The sequence below is a fragment of the Capnocytophaga sp. CM59 genome (genome assembly GCF_000293175.1).
Taxonomy (GTDB): Bacteria; Bacteroidota; Bacteroidia; order Flavobacteriales; family Flavobacteriaceae; genus Capnocytophaga; species Capnocytophaga granulosa.
Genome location: NZ_ALNN01000015.1, coordinates 172,517 through 190,630, shown reverse-complemented (window position 1 = coordinate 190,630; position 18,114 = coordinate 172,517). Strand labels below are relative to the sequence as shown.

Below are 18,114 nucleotides of genomic sequence, written 5' to 3'. Positions count from 1 at the left end.
TTTGACTGAATTTTCAAAGGAAAGAATATTTATTCCTATTAGAGATAGTATTGATATTGATAAGTAGAATAAAGATTACAAAGAAGATCCCCACAAGTATATATGAGTTGCTTGTAGGGATTTGCTTTAGTTATACCTCGTATTTGAGGTTATTGATGATAAAATCTTGGCGTTCAGGGGTGTTGTTCCCCATATAAAAGTCTAATAATTTCTCTATATGCATGGCCTTATCCATCATTACAGGGTCAAGGCGCATATCCTGACCGATAAAGTGCTTGAACTCATCGGGGGAGATTTCTCCCAATCCTTTGAATCGGGTGATCTCTGGGTTTTTGAGCTTCGCTATGGCATTGACACGCTCTTCATCGGTATAGCAATAAATAGTTTCCTTGCTATTGCGCACACGGAATAAGGGTGTCTGTAGGATATAGACATGCCCTTCTTTGATGAGTTCAGGAAAGAACTGTAAGAAAAAGGTGATCAGTAGTAGGCGAATGTGCATCCCATCTACATCGGCATCGGTGGCAAGGACAATATTGTTATATCGCAGGTTCTCTATGGAGTCCTCTATATCCAAAGCGGCTTGTAGGAGGTTGAATTCCTCATTCTCATAGACAATTTTTTTAGTTTTCCCAAAGGAGTTTAGCGGCTTTCCACGCAGAGAGAATACCGCTTGGGTATTGGCATCGCGGGAGGTAGTGATAGACCCTGAAGCGGAGTTCCCCTCGGTGATAAAGAGGGTGCTCTCAAGGGCTTGTTCGTGCTTACTATCGGTCAGATGAATGCGACAGTCGCGTAGCTTTTTGTTGTGTAGGCTCACTTTCTTCGCTCGGTCGCGGGCGAGCTTACGAATATCCGATAGTTCCTTGCGTTCGCGCTCTGCTTGTAGGATTTTTTTCTGTATCTCTTCGGCAATCTCTGGTTGCTTGTGTAGATAGTCGTCTAAGTGTTTTTGTACGAAATTGGTAATATAAGTACGTACAGAGGGCATGCCTTCTCCCATTTCAGTAGAACCCAATTTGGTCTTGGTTTGACTCTCAAAAACAGGCTCCATCACCTTGATAGAGATAGCTCCAATAATGGACTTACGAATATCAGAGGCTTCATAAGGTTTGTTGTAATAGTTACGCAGGGTAGCCACAATGGCTTCGCGGTAAGCGTTCAGGTGGGTACCTCCTTGGGTGGTATTCTGCCCATTGACAAACGAATAATATTGTTCGCTGTACTGGCTTTTGCTATGGGTGAGGGCAATCTCTATATCTTCCCCACTGAGGTGTATAATAGGATAGGCAAAATCCTCCTCGTTGTTGTCTTCTTTGAGCAGGTCTTCCAAACCATTCTCAGAGAAAAATTTCTCTCCATTATATACAATAGTAAGTCCAGGATTGAGATAGGTATAGTTCTTAAGCATCCTTACCACATATTCCGAACGGAATTTGTAGTTCTTAAAGATGGTTCCGTCGGGGACAAATGTTACTAAGGTACCTCTTTTTTCATTGGAGGCTTCCAAGGGAGATTCTTCTTGTAATACCCCCAAAGAGAATGTAGCACTTTTTCGCTGTCCGTCACGTACAGATGCTACATAGAAATAGGAGGAAAGTGCGTTGACAGCCTTAGTACCTACTCCATTAAGCCCCACAGATTTTTTGAAAGCACGGGAATCATATTTTCCTCCTGTGTTCATCTTGGAAACTACATCTACCACTTTTCCCAAGGGAATCCCACGCCCGAAATCACGTACAGTAACCTTGTTGTCCTCTATACGTACCTCTATCTGCTTACCAGCTCCCATGACAAACTCGTCTATGGAGTTATCAATCACCTCCTTCAGTAGGATATAGATCCCATCATCGGCCGAGGAGCCATCGCCGAGCTTACCTATGTACATACCAGGGCGCATACGTACATGCTCCTGCCACTCAAGGGTCTGTATATTATCTTCTCCGTATTCAGTAATGGATTTGTTAAAATCTATGGGTTCCATTTGTGTTTTCTATAGTTGTTAAGGGTTTGATTTGTTTTTATATTATAACTGTCCTATTTTCAGTAGTTCAAAGCTCTTGGTATGTAAGTTTGCCACAAAATCATAATCAATAAAAACCAAGGGTAGCCCATCCTCCGTTTTCTTCCATAATCTTGATAACTTCTTCATGTTGTTTCATGCTTTGGCGTTAATTACTCTTTTTATATCCCAGCTTGTACCCTACTCCTACTGAGATGAGAGTGAGAGAAAAGCCTGTACTATTGCTAAAATCTACACCACGAACTTTGTGGCCTGTAATAGGGGTGAGATTACAAGATATGCGCATATCGGCGGTGATCATCACTCGCTTGATGTCCCAGAGCACACCGCCTCCTACTTGCCCTGTAAGAACGAGTCGGTTAAAATGTGGGGTTACATTCTCATCAGGGGCATTAAACCAACCATTAGTATAGGAGGCATGGGTTAAGAATTTGAGAGAAAAACCTGCTTGTAGGTACCCCCTGAACATACGCTTGCCTTCCCATTGTAGCAGACAAGGAGCATCTATATATTCGAGGGAAAAATGTCTTTTTTCTTCATAGAGACTTTCTCTATAATAAGGCCCCCTATCCTTTTCAGGAACATCAAAGCCACTGAGATGAGTTCCCTCATTCTTATATAGAAGTTCAGTATGTAATACCCAATGCTTTTCTTTGAGAGGAATCCGAGCAAAGACGCCTGAATTGAAAACGCCCCAATTCCCATAGGTGTTGAATTTTTTCCCATCCTCATTATATAAGGGAGAAATAGAAGAACCATATAGTAGTGGATTATTGAGCCGTATCCCAACAGTAATTTGTGCCATACCCACTGTGGAAGTGAGCAATAGCAACAGCAAAAAGATATGTTTTTTCATAGCAGGAGAATTTATTGTTTAGGCAGGCAAAGATATAATTTTTTCTTTTTTTTGCCAAATAAATATTTCATATATTTTCCGTATATTTGCACCAAAATTAATCCTAATGAAAATACAAGTAAAGAACGAGACCAATCGCCTACGAGCTGTTATCTTAGGAACCGCTCAGAGCAATGGGGCTACCCCCACAGCTCAAGAGGCTTATGACCCTAAATCTTTAGAACATATATTGGCAGGAACCTATCCTAAGGAAGCAGACATGATTCCCGAAATGGAGGCTTTTGCCCAAGTGCTTAAAAAATATGAGGTAGAAGTATACCGTCCTGAATTAATAGAGAATTGCAACCAGATTTTCACCCGTGATATTGGTTTTGTCATAGAGGACAAGTTTATTAAAGCTAATATTCTACCTGAAAGAGAAGAAGAATATCAAGCTATTGAGTATATAGTTTGCCAGATTCCTCCTTCTCAATATATCGTTCCTTCCCCTGAAATACATATAGAAGGAGGCGATGTGATGCCATGGAATGATCATATCTTCGTAGGCACTTACTATGGAGCTGATTATACAAATTATAAGACAGCACGCACCAATAGGGAAGGAGTAGAGCTACTTAAAGCACTCTTTCCTAATAAGATAGTGAAGGCATTTGACTTGGTTAAGTCCAACACAGAACCTCGTGATAATGCGCTACATTTGGATTGTTGTTTTCAGCCAGTGGGAACAAATAAGGGGATTATTTATAAGGGTGGTTTCCGTAATGAACAGGAATACCAATATTTGGTAGATCTCTTTGGTAAGGATAACCTCTTTCATATAGAACGAGAGGAGATGTACCAAATGTTCAGCAATGTATTCTCTATCTCACCAGAGGTGGTAGTTTCCGAACGTAGTTTTACTCGCCTAAATAATTGGCTTAGGGAGCAAGGTTTTACGGTAGAGGAAATACCCTATGCTGAGATTGCCAAGCAGGAAGGACTTTTGCGTTGTTCTACCCTGCCACTACTAAGAGACTAATCGTTTTTAACTCCATACACTTATGGCTATAAAACATTTTTGGTACAAGCTATATGCCAAGCAGGGACTGCTTTACAAGCTCTTTTTGGCAGTAGTGCTAGTTGTGGCTATTGTCTTCCTTTTGCCCAAAGGGAGCAAGTTCTCCTATGAGTTTCAGGCAGGTAAGCCTTGGCTATATCCTGCACTCTATGCGCCTTTTGACTTTACTCTGAAGAAGACAAGCGAACAGTTGGCCAAAGAAAAGCAATATATTGAGAGCCAATCGCCTACTTATTTCTTTAGGGATACTACGGTATTGGCTTCTGTTCAGAAGAATTATTACCAAAAGGCACTGACTTACTTCGCTTCAGTGGAGGCTGCTACCCAAGAAAAGCTCTTGCGCAAGGGGGAGGATTTCCTTAAGAAAGTCTACCGCCATGGGGTATTTTATGCCTCTGGAGAACTGACCGATAAGCAGGTATTTTTGGTGGAGGGAAATGAGGTGTTTACCTTTGCCCCTAACAGATTCTTTTTTCTCAACCAAACCAAGGAGGCAGTACTTTCTTATTTTGCAGAGAAGCCCTTTGCTCCCTATATGGATACTTACTATACGATCCTCTCGGAGGTGATGTTGCCTGATATATTTGTCGATGAGCACTTTACCCAACGTACTTTGGAGGAGCGACTTAAGAATATTGTTCATTCGTATGGAATAGTCAAAAAAGGACAACTCATTATAGAAAAAGGACAATTTGTCTCAGGCGAGCGTCTTACGATGCTTACCTCCTTACAAAAGGAGTATGCCCTCAATAGTGCGGAACATCTCACTTCTTTGTCCCTTTTGGGGTATATCCTGATTGTTTCTATGCTGGTGAGTATGATACTGCTCTATTTGTATCATTTCAAGAAGGATTTGTTTACCAATAATAATATTGTAACTCTTATCTTCACAACCATATTGCTCTTTGTAGCGGGGGTATCTTGGACGGCAAAGGTAGATACCGATTATATATATGCCTTACCTATTTGTATCTTTCCGCTGGTGATGAAGGCTTTCTTTGACCTGCGCTTAGGTATGTTCTTATACCTGATTACCCTGTTACTCATTGGCTTTATTGTACCTAACAGTTTTCAATTTATCTATACCAATGCCATAGTGGCAGGTGTACTCTTGCTGGACACTAAGGGGATGCACTATAGGATCAATTTATTCTTGACGATTACTTATATAGTTATTGCTTATATAGTAACCTACCTCTGCCAACTAATGATATCCACGGGCAGTCTTCAGGGAATAAATTATCTTACCATCGGCTTTTTTATTCTCAATGGATTTTTGACACTTTTTATCCAGCCACTCACTTATATATATGAGAAGGTATTTGGCTTGGTGTCCAATGTCTCTCTTTTGGAACTTTCCGATACACACAATAAGCTACTGCGGGAACTCTCTGAAAAGGCACCTGGCTCTTTCCAGCACTCTTTGCAAGTATCCAATTTGGCCGAGGCTAGTGCATTGGCCATTGGTGCCAATGCTATGTTGGTTCGTGTAGGGGCACTCTATCATGATATAGGTAAGATGAAGAACCCTCTTTATTTTACTGAAAACCAAAAAACTTCGGTCAATCCTCATGATGAACTTACAGCCGTGGAGAGTGCTAAGATTATCAAGAGTCATGTGATAGATGGTATTGAGATGGCTAGGGCGAACAATATCCCTGATCATATCATTGACTTTATCCGAACCCATCATGGCAATAGCCTTATTTACTATTTCTATAAAAAACAGTTGGACTCAGGGGAACCTTTCAATGAGGACGATTTCCGCTACTCTGGCCCTATTCCTTTTTCTAAAGAGACGGCTATTCTTATGATGTCCGATTCGGTAGAGGCTGCCTCCAAGAGCTTGGTTAATCCTACTACCGAAGCTATTGATGCGCTGGTAGAAGCTATTATTAAGAAACAAATAGAGGAAAAGCAATACCTCAATGCTGATATTACTTTCAAGGATATAGAGAAGATCAAGAAGGTACTCAAGGAAAAACTCTTTAATATCTATCACTTGCGTATTGCCTATCCAAAATAGGTGTTTTTTGTTAAAAATATCTTTACCATGGTGCAACATGCTTGCTTTTTGTTGTATTTTTGCGGGCTATTTAATAGGATAAGAAATGCATCATTTTATCAATTATTTTTGTATCTTCTACGTACTGATGGTACTCCTGAGTGCTTTTTGTGTACGTAAGGCGGTAAAGTATAAGGTTTTTACTTACCTATATTATATACTATCAGCTTTTTTTCTTTTTTACTTTCTATACTATTGGAATGAATCCTTTTCGGGCGTATGGGATAGCCATAGGCAATTTTCCTTTGGGCTTTTCCTCTCATGGCTCTTATTTGCCACGCTTATAAGTATATTCTTCTTAGGGGAGACACTAGTACGCTTGCTGTGTGCGCCTTTCCGTATGAAAAAGGAAAAAGTAATTCCCTCTCGTAGGCGCTTTGTAAGCCTTATAGGAATGGGTGTGGCAGCCATTCCCTTTGCGGGAATGATCTATGGGATGCTTTGGGGTAAGTACAACTTTCGAGTGATAAAGCATACGCTCTATTTTGATGATCTTCCCGAGGCTTTTGATGGGTATCGTATCGTGCATATTTCCGATATTCATTCAGGTAGTTTTGACAATGTTGAAAAAGTACAATATGGTATAGATATGATCAATGCCCAAAAGGGTGATGTAATCTTCTTCACAGGAGATTTGGTCAATAACAAGGCAGAGGAGATGCTCCCTTGGATCTCACACTTTAAGCAATTGCATGCTAAGGATGGGGTGTATTCTGTATTGGGTAACCATGACTATGGGGATTATGTACAGTGGGATTCACCACAGGACAAGCTCAAAAACTTAGAAGACCTCAAGGGAATACATCAGCAGTTGGGTTTTTGTTTGCTCAATAACGAATCTGTATTTCTCACTCGTGACCAGCAGCGTATTGCTGTAGTGGGTGTGGAAAACTGGGGGCAAGGTTTTATCAAAAAGGGAGACCTTAAGCAGGCCTTACGTGAGGTAGATAAGAAGGATTTCAAGGTGCTTCTCTCTCATGATCCTACCCATTGGCAATATGAGGTGATAGATAGTCCTAACTTTATTCACCTGACCCTGAGCGGACACACCCATGGGATGCAGTTTGGTATAGAAATTCCTGGGGTGATCAAGTGGAGTCCTGCCAGTTGGCGTTATAAGTATTGGGGAGGAATCTATAAGGAAAAGGGTAAGTATATCAACGTAAATCGAGGTTTTGGTTACTTAGCTTTCCCAGGTCGAGTAGGGATGCCTCCTGAAATTACTGTTATAGAACTCAGGAAAAAGGATAAAAATACGCCTACAGACCTGCAAAATTAAGCACATTAAGGGCGCTTAATTTAGAAAAAAATCTTATATTTGCAGCGTGATAGCTATAAAAGAAAAACTATAATAAATATGTCAGTATTTGGAGATATAATAAGCACTAGTAAGCCCGTACTTATTGTTTTTTATGCGGGCTGGCATTATCTGACTGAGGATGCGAGCACTTCCATACAGCAAGTGGCCGATTCCTTAGGCGAAGCAGTACGTGTGATCAAAATTGATATTGATAATAACAAGGAACTTACCAAAAAGCTACAGATCAACGGGATTCCTACTTATATGATCTTTCATAAGGGAGAACTCGTATGGCGTACTGAAGCACTCCAACCTACAGCCAACCTAATCAGTGCTATAAAACCATTTATAGAATTATAGAAAAATGAACGAAATCACACTATGGGGGAGTCTAAGTCAAGAGATGACAGCCATCATTACAGACCCTATTTATTTGTGGGACCTTATAGGTACCTTTGTTTTCGGAATTTCGGGCGTCTTGCTCGGTTTAGAACGTCGTATGGACGTCTTTGGTATGTTCATCTTGGCTTTCGTAACAGGAGTAGGAGGGGGAACACTCCGCGATATTATGATTGGGAGTATTCCTGTCTTTTGGATGAAAAACCTCATGTATATCTTTATGATTGCTTTGAGTGTGGCCTTTACCATTCTTTTCAAGCGCAAGTTTGCCGCACACTGGAACTACTGGTTATTACTCTTTGATGCCATTGGGTTGGGGGTATTTACCATTATTGGTTTGGAAAAAGCACTTCGCTTTGATCTTTCTCCGACCATAGCTATTGTATTAGGTACTATGACAGGGAGCTTTGGAGGGGTCATTCGAGATGTCTTAGCCAATAGGATGCCTGCCATTTTTCAGAAAGAAATCTATGCAACAGCTTGTGTGGCAGGAGGTACAGTGTATTTCTTGCTCAATGGGGTTATGGCTGATTATCATAATTGGGTGGTATTTGTAACGATCTGTGTGGTGATAGTTGTACGTATGCTCTCCTTGAAGCACCATTGGGAACTGCCTAAATTCCTTAATTAGATATTGTTTTCTAGATAAAATTAGTTTTTTCAATAGAGTTACTTACTTTTGTAGCAGGTCGTCCTTATAGGGAGGTTTGCAGGGCAAAAGTAAGTACTTTCTTTTAACCTCATCTGCATTTGCAATACATGAAAAAAGATAAAAATATTATAGTACAAGGGGCAAGAGTACATAACCTCAAGGATATAGATGTACAGATTCCTCGTTATGAACTGGTGGTAGTAACAGGCTTATCGGGTAGTGGTAAGTCGTCTTTGGTCTTTGATACGATTTATGCTGAGGGACAACGCCGCTATATAGAGACTTTCTCTGCCTATGCTCGTCAGTTTTTAGGCGGACTGGAACGTCCCGATGTGGATAAGATAGATGGTCTCTCTCCTGTGATTGCCATTGAGCAGAAGACCACTTCCAAGTCGCCTCGCTCTACCGTGGGGACAATTACCGAAATCTATGACTTTCTGCGCTTACTCTATGCTCGTGCCTCCGATGCCTATAGCTATCGTACGGGTGAGAAGATGGTTAGCTATACCGATAGCCAAATACAAGAGTTGATTCTACAAGAGTACCAGGGCAAGGCGATCCATATCTTAGCTCCCGTAGTACAGTCGCGTAAGGGGCATTACCGTGAACTTTTTGAGCAAATTGCCAAGCAGGGATTCCTTAAGGTACGTGTAGATGGCCAGATTCGTGAAATAGAGTATGGTATGAAGCTCGATCGCTATAAAACCCATGATATAGAGGTGGTAATTGACCGATTGGAGATCAAAAACAATGATACTACTCAGCGCCGCCTGTCCGAAAGCATACAGACAGCTATGCGACATGGTAATGGAATCCTGATGATACTCTCTGATAAAAAGGATGTTCCTCGCTACTTTAGCCGTAACCTTATGTGTCCCACTACAGGGATTTCCTATCCACTACCAGAGCCGAATACCTTCTCTTTTAATTCTCCCAAAGGGATGTGTCCGCACTGTAATGGACTGGGAATAGTACAGGAGGTAACCCTGAGCAAACTCATTCCCGATATGTCGCTCTCTATCAAGCAGGGGGCTATCACAGCCATAGGAGCCGAGAAAAAAACTTGGATATTCCAGCAAATAGAAACTATACTTAGGAAGTTTGGACACAAACTCTCCGACCCAGTGGAGAAACTCCCTAAAGAGGCTATAGATATGATTCTTTTTGGGGGAAAAGAGAAATTCTCTGAGAAATCTGAAGTTATGGGGCTAACCCGTGATTTCTCTATTGATTTTGAGGGAATTGTCAATTTCATAGAACAACAGTACCAAGATACAGAAAGTAGCGCCTCCATGCAGCGTTGGGCAAAAGATTTCATGGAAGAAAAGCCCTGTCCTGAGTGCGAGGGTTCTCGTCTGAGGAAAGAGGCACTATATTTCCGTATTGCTGATAAGAATATAGCCGAACTTTCTGCTATGGACATAGCCGAACTGATGCAGTGGTTTGATGCCTTGCCAGAAAAGCTCTCTGCTCGCCAAGAAAAGATTGCCCATGAAATCCTTAAAGAGATAAGCGAACGCCTACGTTTTCTCTTGGATGTGGGACTTGATTACCTCTCCTTGGGCAGAAGTTCCAAAACCCTTTCAGGGGGTGAGGCACAGCGTATCCGCTTAGCTACCCAAATAGGTTCCAAGCTCACCAATGTACTTTATACCTTGGACGAACCCAGTATAGGTTTGCATCAGCGTGATAATGAGCGGCTAATCAATTCCCTAAAATCACTTCGAGATATAGGCAATTCGGTAGTGGTGGTAGAGCACGATGCTGATATGATGCTCCATGCTGACTACGTAATCGATATAGGCCCTAAGGCAGGTAAGGGTGGGGGAGAGGTAATTTTCGCCGGTACTCCTAAAGAAATGCTCAAGGCGCATACCCTGACGGCCTCTTACCTCAATGGAGAACGTGCCATAGAAGTGCCTGACGAACGTCGCCAAGGTAACGGACATTTTATAGAACTCGTAGGCTGTACAGGCAATAACCTTAAAAATATATCGGTTAAATTCCCTTTGGGGATGATGATAGGGGTTACAGGGGTGTCAGGTTCGGGCAAATCAACCCTAATCAATGAGACCCTCTATCCGATTCTCAATGAACATTTCTACAATGCCCTGAAAAAACCCATGCCTTACAAGCAGATTTTAGGGCTGGAACATATTGATAAAGTGATAGATATAGACCAATCACCTATTGGGCGTATTCCACGCTCTAATCCTGCCACTTATACAGGTGTCTTTGGCGAAATACGTGACCTCTTTGCCCATACACCAGAGGCAATGATCAGGGGCTACAAACCAGGGCGCTTTAGTTTCAATGTCAAGGGAGGTCGTTGTGAAACCTGTGAGGGCGGAGGTATGAAAGTGATTGAAATGAACTTCCTTCCCGATGTTTTGGTAGAGTGTGAGACCTGCCATGGTAAGCGTTTTAATAGAGAAACTCTTGAGATTCGCTACAAAGGAAAATCCATAGCCGATGTACTGGCTATGACTATAGATGAGGCAGTGGCTTTCTTTGAACCTATTCCGAAAATCTACCGAAAGCTCAAGACGATACAGGAAGTAGGACTGGGTTATATTACCTTAGGGCAACCCTCTACCACTCTTTCAGGGGGTGAAGCACAACGTATCAAGCTGGCTACAGAACTCTCCAAGCGTGATACAGGTAATACTTTCTATATCTTGGATGAACCCACTACAGGACTACACTTTGAGGATATAAAAATCCTAATGGAAGTGCTTAACAAGCTCACCGAAAAGGGAAATACGGTGCTTATTATTGAGCATAACCTAGATGTAATTAAGATGATGGATTATCTTATAGACATAGGCCCTGAAGGAGGAAAGGGAGGCGGTCAGGTAGTGGCTATGGGGACACCTGAGCAAGTGGCTAAGAGCAAAAAGAGCTATACAGCTAAGTTTTTGAAAGAGGTTTTAAAAACAGAGAAATGAGAATAGGATTCGATGCCAAGCGGGCTTTTCATAACTTTCGCGGTTTGGGTAACTACAGCCGTGACCTGATTCGTATCTTGCAAGAGAGAACAGATGCGGAATTAGTACTTTTTAACCCTAAAAGAAGAAAATTCTTAGGAGTAAAGATTACCCCAAGGACTACAGAGATCAATCCCAAAGGCTTTTTTTGGAAAAAACTCAAAAGTCTTTGGCGGCTCTTCCATATTACAACTCTTGCCAAAGAACAACAACTTGATATCTATCACGGGCTTTCAGGGGAGATTCCTATAGGTATATACAAGTATGTCCCTACAGTAGTAACCATACATGACCTTATTTTCTTGCGTTTTCCCCAGTGGTATAGTGCTTTTGACAGAAAGATACATACTCTCAAGTTCCGCTACGCAGCCCAAAAGGCGGAGCACATCATTGCCATCAGCGAGCAAACCAAGCAAGATATAGTAGATTATTTCCATATAGATCCTAATAAAATATCAGTAGTATATCAGGGATGTCATGCCGCTTTTAAGCAAACCTATACGGAGGAAGAAAAAGCCAAAGTAAGAGAAAAATATGCCCTACCAGACCAATTTGTTCTCAATGTAGGGGCTATAGAGGATCGAAAGAATGCTTTAGAGATAGTAAAAGCACTCAAAGGTACTGACTTGCCGCTGATTATGGTAGGGAAGAAGACCGTCTATTACGAGAAGATAGAGGCTTATTGCAAGGAAAATGATATGCTGTCTCAAGTAAGAGTACTCTCAGGGGTTTCCATGCAGGAGTTGGCTATGATATACCAAGCCGCAACGATATTTTGTTACCCTTCCGTCTTTGAAGGCTTTGGAATTCCTATTATAGAAGCCCTCTTTTCCAAAACCCCAGTGATTACCTCCCAAGGGAGTTGCTTTGAGGAAGCTGGAGGTAGTGGTAGTATCTATATAAATCCAACCGAAAATACAGCGCAGGAGATTCGGCAGGCTATAGAGGAACTTCTTTCCTCGCCTGAACGTATGCAACAGATGAGAGAGGTAGGCTATAACTATGTACAAAAATTCACAGACGAAAACGTCTGTGAAAATCTGTTGAAGGTATATCAAAAGGTGATTTCTTAAACCATTAAGAGAGGTTGTTACCAAACTTCTCTTTGACCTCTCCCAAGAGTTCCTTGATACTCTGTTCTTTTTCTTTGGGGTAGATCATCAATACCGAAGCGGTATCTACGATGATATAGTGTTCTATACCATCTACAATCACTACCTTGTTGGTATCGGTACGAATGATATTATCAGAGGCGTTTTTAAAGAGTGTGAGCGCATTGACCACTGCATTGTTATTAGAATCCTTAGCCAATTTCTCGTGTAGGGAACCCCAAGTACCCAAATCATTCCAATCAAACCCTACAGGATATACATAGATATTATCCGAAGGCTCCATAATGGCATAGTCTACTGATATATTCTCTGCTTTTCCATAGTTATCCCTGATGAATTCCCATTCCTGTGGAGTATTATAAACTGACTCTCCTTCTTTGAAGAGTGAGAACAAATTGGGTTGGAATCTTTCAAAAGCTCTCAATACACTTTGTGTACGCCAGATAAAGATACCCGCATTCCACAAATAGTTTCCTTCTGAGAGGAACTGTTTAGCACGCTCATAATCAGGTTTTTCAGTGAATTGGAGTACCTTTTTACTGGGTTTGCTGTCTGTTTTGTCATATTGTATATAACCATAACCTGTATTAGGGAAAGTAGGTTTGATTCCCAAGGTCATCAGAATATCCTGTTGTTCACATAAGGTAAAGCAACTTCTTACATTGTCCTGAAATTCGTCCTCTTGTTCTATCCAGTGGTCGGAAGGAGCTACAATAAAAACGGCGTTTGGGTTGCGCTTTTGAATCTTCATAGTAGCATAGAGAATACATGGAGCTGTATTGCGCATGGAAGGTTCCAGTACCAAATTCTCATCGGAGATACCTGATAGCTGTGTCTTTACTAAGTTTTTATAAATCTCATTGGTAGAGATAAGAATATTTTCTTTGGGGATAAAGCCCGCCAAACGTTGGTAGGTGCGCTGCAAGAGCGTCTGCCCTGTGCCCAACATGTCATGAAATTGCTTAGGGAAAGCCCAAGTACTTACTGGCCAAAAGCGAGATCCAACGCCCCCTGCCATAATAATAGCATAATGATTCTTATTCATGTAAATTGAAATAACAAAGTGCAAAAATACAATATATTAACCAAACTAGCAAAGAAAAGCGGCTATTTTTCTGCTTTTAGATACCAACTGAGTTGCTCTATCTTTCCTTGAGAGAAGCCTATGGCTTGTAAGTCCTTTAGTGAACTTAGATTTCCTCGCTCTGAACGAAAGATAAGTAGGGCTTCTACCTCTTTGTAGTTGAGATAGGGTACCTTGGAGAGTTCTTTTTTAGAGGCAAGATTGAGATCTATTTTGGTAATCTGAGCAGGGGTGAGTAGGTCAAAGTATTTCCAAACTTCCGTGATGACACCCTCGGAAAGGCCATATACCTCAGCTAATTGTTTTTTAGAGGAGAAGCCTCCTAAGTGCTCACGATATTTTAGGATACGTTCGGAGAGCTTTTCTCCTATTCCTCGTATGGGGAGTAAATCCTCTGCTGTGGCGGTATTGAGGTCTTTCTTGACAATCTTTGCTGAGGTCTTGTTGTCATGGGTATGGAAAGAACCATCCTTTTTCTTGCTCACCCAATCAGGGAATTTGAACAAGGGGGCTATAGTAGCCAAGAGAGAATCGGAGACTCCAGTTACCTCTTGGAACTCCTTAGCGGAATTGACGTACTTGCCTGTCTCTCTAAAGACTTGCAAGCGGGAGAGTTCTTGGGCAGAAATTCCCAAAATATAAGCCTTATAATCTGAAATGAAATTGGGATTAAAGGGACTTATTGTATATTGCTTGGCCTTCTCTTGTGCTTTTAGGCTATCTATCCGCTGTTGGAAAGCTATAAGATTCTCCTGAGAGAAAGCAATAGCAGGAGAGGGAATATCTATCACAAAATAAGCTACTTGTAACAATATACAACAACATACGAGTCCCAAAACACCTCGTTTTTGTTGCCTTGTCCAATAGGAGATACCAGTAGTATATCTTTTCATTTGAGAGGAGACTTAACCTTGAGCTAACAAAAATACGAATTTTTAGGTAGAAAAACAAGAAAAATATTTGGTAGTCATTGTGATTCTTCCTATATTTGCATCTGTTATTTATATAGAACTAACAATTAACCATTAACAATTAACCATTAACAATTAACCATTAACCATTGATAATGAATTATATAGAGTACGATTTTACTGTTTCCCCTACAGAGATGGGAGCTGAAATCCTTATGGCCGAACTTGCTGAAGTAGGCTTTGATAGTTTTGTGGATACCCCTACAGGGATCAAAGCCTATATTCCTAAAGATAGCTGGAATGAGCAAATTTTACAGGATATTTATCTGCTAAGCAATCCAGAATTTACTATTTCCTACCAAATAACAGAAATAGAACAGGTCAATTGGAATGAGGAATGGGAAAAGAACTTTTCACCTATCGTGGTAGAGGATCTCTGTACAGTACGAGCCAACTTCCATCCTGTGCCTAATACACGCTATGATATTGTGATTACCCCCAAAATGAGTTTTGGTACGGGTCATCACGAAACGACTTATATGATGTTGCAGCAATTGCTTCCTTTGTCGCTTGAGGATACCAAAGTCTTAGATATGGGCTGTGGCACGGGTATCTTGGCTATCATGGCAGCTCTGCGTGGTGCTCGTGATATTACCGCCATAGATATAGACCCTTGGTGTGTGGAGAATGCCACAGAAAATGTACAACAGAACAACTGCTCTTTTATCACCATAAAGGAAGGGGATGTTTCCCTAATTGCAGGGGAGCAGTATAACCTAATCTTAGCCAACATCAACCGAAATATATTGCTTTCAGACATTCCTGCTTACACCCAAGCACTCTTCCCTCAGGGATTACTCTTGGTCAGTGGTTTTTACGAGGAGGACTTACCAGCGATAAAAGAGAAAAGCCAAGAAGTGGGACTTACCTATATTAGCCATATAGAGCGAAATCGCTGGGTATCAGCCAAATTCCAACGCCTATCATGATGACTACAGACGAGCTATACATGCAACGCTGCCTATTTTTAGCCCGTAAGGCTATAGGCTATACCTATCCCAACCCATTGGTAGGTAGCGTGATAGTCCACAAGGGTAAGATCATAGGGGAGGGCTGGCATACTAAGGCAGGCGAACCCCATGCCGAGGTCAATGCTATTGACTCTGTCAAGGATAAAAGCCTACTTAAGGAAAGTACCCTTTATGTGAATCTGGAACCTTGTGCACACTTTGGGAAAACGCCTCCTTGTGCTGACCTAATTATAGAAAAAGAAATCCCCAAGATCGTTATTGGCTGTGTGGATATCAATTCCAAAGTAGCGGGCAAGGGCATTGAGCGCTTACGACAAGCAGGCAGAGAGGTCATTGTAGGCGTTTTGAAAGCTGAAAGCCAAGCGCTTAATAAGCGTTTTTTTACCTTTCATGCCCAAAAGCGCCCTTATATTATTCTTAAGTGGGCACAAACCCGCGATGGCTTTATAGCGCCTTTGCAGCAAACGCAGCAGGCACCTGTATGGATATCCAACGCCTTCTCCCAGCAACTTACTCACCTATGGAGAGCACAAGAAGGCGCTATCTTGGTAGGTAAGCACACGGTAGAGAAGGATAACCCTTCCCTTACCACACGCCATTGGGTAGGGAACAACCCCTTGCGCTTGGTTATAGACAACAATAATTCCTTGTCTAAGAAATTAGCTGTTTTTCAGGGAGGTCTTACTATTGTTCTAGCCATCTCTCCAACGCTCTCGATGCCTAAGCAGGTATGTAACTGCTTATATGAGCGACAGATACAAAGCCTTATTGTAGAGGGAGGTGCTCATGTACTCCAGCAATTTATAGACGAAGGTCTATGGGACGAAGCCCGTATATTTGTAGGTACTCCTCAATTCTCAGCAGGACTTAAAGCCCCACAACTCAGTGGAAACCTACTCAGTACCCAAGAGATAGAGGGGGATTATTTGTTTGTTGTCAAGAATCCTGCTATAGAAAAAAGGAGTCTTTAAGAAAAGATTCCTTCGAAGCCTTACAAGAGGTAGGAAACTTAGATGGTCTGCTCAATAAGTTATAGAAAAGGGAGATATTAGTATTTCTTACTATAATTTTTTCTATAATCCTTATTATATTTGCCATAAGAAGTCTCTGTTTTTTGATCTGCAGAAGCACTATCAGTATCCGAGGGAGGTATATCCTCAAAGAGAGAGTCCTTTTTTGGGTGCTTATACTTGGGAGATTCGCCATAATAGTTGGCTTCTTTATCTCCCTTACCAAATAATAGGACAAGATAGTAAAAAGGAATCCACTGAAACCAGCCACTGTTTCCTAAATCATGACAACGCTTAGTGCCTTGGGCTAAGGCAAACCATCCTATAGGTATATATAAAAGTGCTAAAAAGGCAGTATTTCCTTTAGTTTGAAGTATACTTGTAAGGATAAGAATACTTAAAAGAGTACAAATAATTAGGCTCAGACCATATGCTGTTCTACCAATACGCCCTGAGAAAGAAAAAGCTGCTCTAAGTATAGCATATCTTACCTTAGTCTTCATAACCACATAGTTTTCTTCCTTTTTCTACAGCTTCTTTTACTGTTAATTTTTCTAAATCTGTAGAATACTGCCTTAGTCCTCTACAATGAGGATTATAATGATAAGCAGTACTATTAGGTCACTTGCAAATATATACATAGGTTTCACTTACTTCATTACTTGAACAGGCAATTATTCCTACTAATAAGATGATTAAAGCAATAATCCTAAAGAAAAGAATTCGTTTCATAAGTATTTTTATTGGTTTAAGGTTTATGAGATACTATCGCTTTTTCTGAACATAGTTTTCTAAATCACTAAAGAAAATTTCTATATAGTTGATTACTTTCAAAAGAAATGTGTCAGATAAACGGATACAATAATCATTATCATCTTCTGTTCTAAGGAAGTTTTCTGTTTGGATAATCTCTTCTAAGTTCCTGCGTATATACTCTTTATCTATACTATTTAGTACTTTCTTTGTCAATACACTGAAATAATCTGGATTATTGTGGATAATTTGATTTCTGAGTACTCTTATAGTATCTAAAAATTGCCAATGTATTTGTTCAAATATAAAGCTCTCTACTTTACAGAATTTAGTAAGAAATTTTTCACACTGTACAGTAACCTCTCCTTTAAGGTCATAATAATGAATGGGGGCATTTTCCCCTAAAATGTTACAAAGTCTCTTTAGTTGATTTTCAAAAAAGGAATATATCAATACCAAAGTAAAGTTATTTTGTATAAGCATAAAAGACGAGATATTTAATTCTTCGGGATCATCTTCAAAAAAATCTTCACTTTCAATTAGATGTTCGCCTTCTCCTTGTAACATAACTAACTTTTGATATAGAAGTTGTACTTCTGGTTTTAAAAAAGCAGTCTCGGATTCTTTGCTTAGTTCCTCTATTTTATCTGATATTTCTTGTAATTGCCTTTCTCTTTCAGGATTATCTTTGTTTTCTTCATAATCTTTTCGGTAAGCTTCAATTCTCCTTTCTATTATTTCATTTCTTTTTTTCTCAATAATAGCTTCTTCTCCATCAGTAAACTTTTTTTGATAGATGATGTATTGTTTAAGAGTTTCTGTTCCTCCTCTAAACATACTGAAAAATTCTTCTATTCTTGCTGTTTGGTTCATA

Annotated in this window: 16 protein-coding genes; 9 read left to right on the top strand and 7 right to left on the bottom strand. The window is 40.6% G+C overall.

Going from position 1 to position 18,114, the window contains the following annotated elements; all coding sequences use genetic code 11:
• Window positions 1-130: 130 nt before the first annotated feature.
• Genes HMPREF1154_RS05200 through HMPREF1154_RS05195 form a run of 3 tightly spaced genes read right to left on the bottom strand, consistent with a single transcriptional unit; the run spans window position 131 to window position 2,879 of the window.
• Entirely contained in the window at window positions 131-1,984 is a 1,854-nt protein-coding gene (locus HMPREF1154_RS05200) for a DNA topoisomerase IV subunit B (protein ID WP_009641389.1), read from the bottom strand.
• 42 nt (window positions 1,985-2,026) lie between these two features.
• Complete coding sequence (locus HMPREF1154_RS13825) at window positions 2,027-2,152, bottom strand: hypothetical protein (RefSeq protein ID WP_009641528.1); 126 nt, start codon at window positions 2,150-2,152, stop codon at window positions 2,027-2,029.
• 19 nt (window positions 2,153-2,171) lie between these two features.
• Entirely contained in the window at window positions 2,172-2,879 is a 708-nt protein-coding gene (locus HMPREF1154_RS05195; protein ID WP_009641446.1) for a porin family protein, read from the bottom strand.
• Window positions 2,880-2,985: 106 nt separating this feature from the next.
• On the opposite strand from HMPREF1154_RS05195, the gene HMPREF1154_RS05190 reads away from it, so the two are divergent.
• From HMPREF1154_RS05190 to HMPREF1154_RS05160, 7 genes are all read left to right on the top strand, one after another.
• The gene (locus HMPREF1154_RS05190) at window positions 2,986-3,897 is read left to right on the top strand and encodes a dimethylarginine dimethylaminohydrolase family protein (protein WP_009641376.1); all 912 of its coding nucleotides are present in this window, start codon (window positions 2,986-2,988) and stop codon (window positions 3,895-3,897) included.
• Between the two features lie 22 nt (window positions 3,898-3,919).
• Complete coding sequence (locus HMPREF1154_RS05185; protein ID WP_009641429.1) at window positions 3,920-5,962, top strand: HD family phosphohydrolase; 2,043 nt, start codon at window positions 3,920-3,922, stop codon at window positions 5,960-5,962.
• A gap of 85 nt (window positions 5,963-6,047) precedes the next feature.
• Window positions 6,048-7,280 (top strand): metallophosphoesterase, encoded by a 1,233-nt coding sequence (locus HMPREF1154_RS05180; protein WP_009641517.1) that lies wholly within the window; start codon window positions 6,048-6,050, stop codon window positions 7,278-7,280.
• Window positions 7,281-7,358: 78 nt separating this feature from the next.
• Window positions 7,359-7,661, top strand: a complete 303-nt coding sequence (locus tag HMPREF1154_RS05175; protein WP_009641381.1) for a thioredoxin family protein — start codon at window positions 7,359-7,361, stop codon at window positions 7,659-7,661.
• Between the two features lie 4 nt (window positions 7,662-7,665).
• Window positions 7,666-8,331 (top strand): trimeric intracellular cation channel family protein, encoded by a 666-nt coding sequence (locus tag HMPREF1154_RS05170; protein ID WP_009641460.1) that lies wholly within the window; start codon window positions 7,666-7,668, stop codon window positions 8,329-8,331.
• Between the two features lie 128 nt (window positions 8,332-8,459).
• Window positions 8,460-11,300: an excinuclease ABC subunit UvrA gene (gene uvrA / locus HMPREF1154_RS05165; RefSeq protein WP_009641478.1), complete on the top strand. Its 2,841-nt coding sequence runs from the start codon at window positions 8,460-8,462 to the stop codon at window positions 11,298-11,300.
• On the top strand, window positions 11,297-12,412 hold the full coding sequence (locus HMPREF1154_RS05160; protein WP_009641499.1) for a glycosyltransferase family 4 protein: 1,116 nt from the start codon (window positions 11,297-11,299) through the stop codon (window positions 12,410-12,412). Before uvrA ends, HMPREF1154_RS05160 begins: the two co-directional genes overlap by 4 nt.
• A gap of 4 nt (window positions 12,413-12,416) precedes the next feature.
• On the opposite strand, the gene HMPREF1154_RS05155 is transcribed toward HMPREF1154_RS05160, so the two are convergent.
• Window positions 12,417-13,496, bottom strand: coding sequence for a mannose-1-phosphate guanylyltransferase (locus tag HMPREF1154_RS05155; protein WP_009641423.1), 1,080 nt, complete (start codon window positions 13,494-13,496; stop codon window positions 12,417-12,419).
• Between the two features lie 62 nt (window positions 13,497-13,558).
• Window positions 13,559-14,428: a ComEA family DNA-binding protein gene (locus tag HMPREF1154_RS05150; protein ID WP_009641451.1), complete on the bottom strand. Its 870-nt coding sequence runs from the start codon at window positions 14,426-14,428 to the stop codon at window positions 13,559-13,561.
• A 173-nt stretch (window positions 14,429-14,601) separates the two neighbouring features.
• Between HMPREF1154_RS05150 and prmA the strand changes: the two genes are divergently transcribed.
• Window positions 14,602-15,435 (top strand): 50S ribosomal protein L11 methyltransferase, encoded by an 834-nt coding sequence (prmA, locus tag HMPREF1154_RS05145; protein WP_009641509.1) that lies wholly within the window; start codon window positions 14,602-14,604, stop codon window positions 15,433-15,435.
• The gene (gene ribD, locus HMPREF1154_RS05140) at window positions 15,435-16,448 is read left to right on the top strand and encodes a bifunctional diaminohydroxyphosphoribosylaminopyrimidine deaminase/5-amino-6-(5-phosphoribosylamino)uracil reductase RibD (RefSeq protein ID WP_034566948.1); all 1,014 of its coding nucleotides are present in this window, start codon (window positions 15,435-15,437) and stop codon (window positions 16,446-16,448) included. The genes prmA and ribD overlap by 1 nt, the downstream gene beginning before the upstream one ends.
• Before the next feature lie 77 nt (window positions 16,449-16,525).
• Here ribD and HMPREF1154_RS05135 read toward each other — a convergent pair whose 3' ends face one another.
• Entirely contained in the window at window positions 16,526-16,990 is a 465-nt protein-coding gene (locus tag HMPREF1154_RS05135) for a DUF805 domain-containing protein (RefSeq protein WP_009641382.1), read from the bottom strand.
• A gap of 262 nt (window positions 16,991-17,252) precedes the next feature.
• Window positions 17,253-18,113, bottom strand: a complete 861-nt coding sequence (locus HMPREF1154_RS05130; RefSeq protein WP_009641435.1) for a hypothetical protein — start codon at window positions 18,111-18,113, stop codon at window positions 17,253-17,255.
• Window position 18,114 lies beyond the last annotated feature (1 nt).

Bases quoted from the DNA above. Each gene is read 5' to 3' on its own strand.
- HMPREF1154_RS13825 (WP_009641528.1), bottom strand. From the start codon at position 2,152: ATGAAGAAGTTATCAAGATTATGGAAGAAAACGGAGGATGGGCTACCC.
- HMPREF1154_RS05180 (WP_009641517.1), top strand. From the start codon at position 6,048: ATGCATCATTTTATCAATTATTTTTGTATCTTCTACGTACTGATGGTA.
- prmA (WP_009641509.1), top strand. From the start codon at position 14,602: ATGAATTATATAGAGTACGATTTTACTGTTTCCCCTACAGAGATGGGA.
- uvrA (WP_009641478.1), top strand. From the start codon at position 8,460: ATGAAAAAAGATAAAAATATTATAGTACAAGGGGCAAGAGTACATAAC.
- ribD (WP_034566948.1), top strand. From the start codon at position 15,435: ATGACTACAGACGAGCTATACATGCAACGCTGCCTATTTTTAGCCCGT.
- HMPREF1154_RS05185 (WP_009641429.1), top strand. From the start codon at position 3,920: ATGGCTATAAAACATTTTTGGTACAAGCTATATGCCAAGCAGGGACTG.
- HMPREF1154_RS05150 (WP_009641451.1), bottom strand. From the start codon at position 14,428: ATGAAAAGATATACTACTGGTATCTCCTATTGGACAAGGCAACAAAAA.
- HMPREF1154_RS05175 (WP_009641381.1), top strand. From the start codon at position 7,359: ATGTCAGTATTTGGAGATATAATAAGCACTAGTAAGCCCGTACTTATT.
- HMPREF1154_RS05160 (WP_009641499.1), top strand. From the start codon at position 11,297: ATGAGAATAGGATTCGATGCCAAGCGGGCTTTTCATAACTTTCGCGGT.
- HMPREF1154_RS05155 (WP_009641423.1), bottom strand. From the start codon at position 13,496: ATGAATAAGAATCATTATGCTATTATTATGGCAGGGGGCGTTGGATCT.
- HMPREF1154_RS05190 (WP_009641376.1), top strand. From the start codon at position 2,986: ATGAAAATACAAGTAAAGAACGAGACCAATCGCCTACGAGCTGTTATC.
- HMPREF1154_RS05195 (WP_009641446.1), bottom strand. From the start codon at position 2,879: ATGAAAAAACATATCTTTTTGCTGTTGCTATTGCTCACTTCCACAGTG.
- HMPREF1154_RS05170 (WP_009641460.1), top strand. From the start codon at position 7,666: ATGAACGAAATCACACTATGGGGGAGTCTAAGTCAAGAGATGACAGCC.
- HMPREF1154_RS05200 (WP_009641389.1), bottom strand. From the start codon at position 1,984: ATGGAACCCATAGATTTTAACAAATCCATTACTGAATACGGAGAAGAT.
- HMPREF1154_RS05135 (WP_009641382.1), bottom strand. From the start codon at position 16,990: ATGAAGACTAAGGTAAGATATGCTATACTTAGAGCAGCTTTTTCTTTC.
- HMPREF1154_RS05130 (WP_009641435.1), bottom strand. From the start codon at position 18,113: ATGAACCAAACAGCAAGAATAGAAGAATTTTTCAGTATGTTTAGAGGA.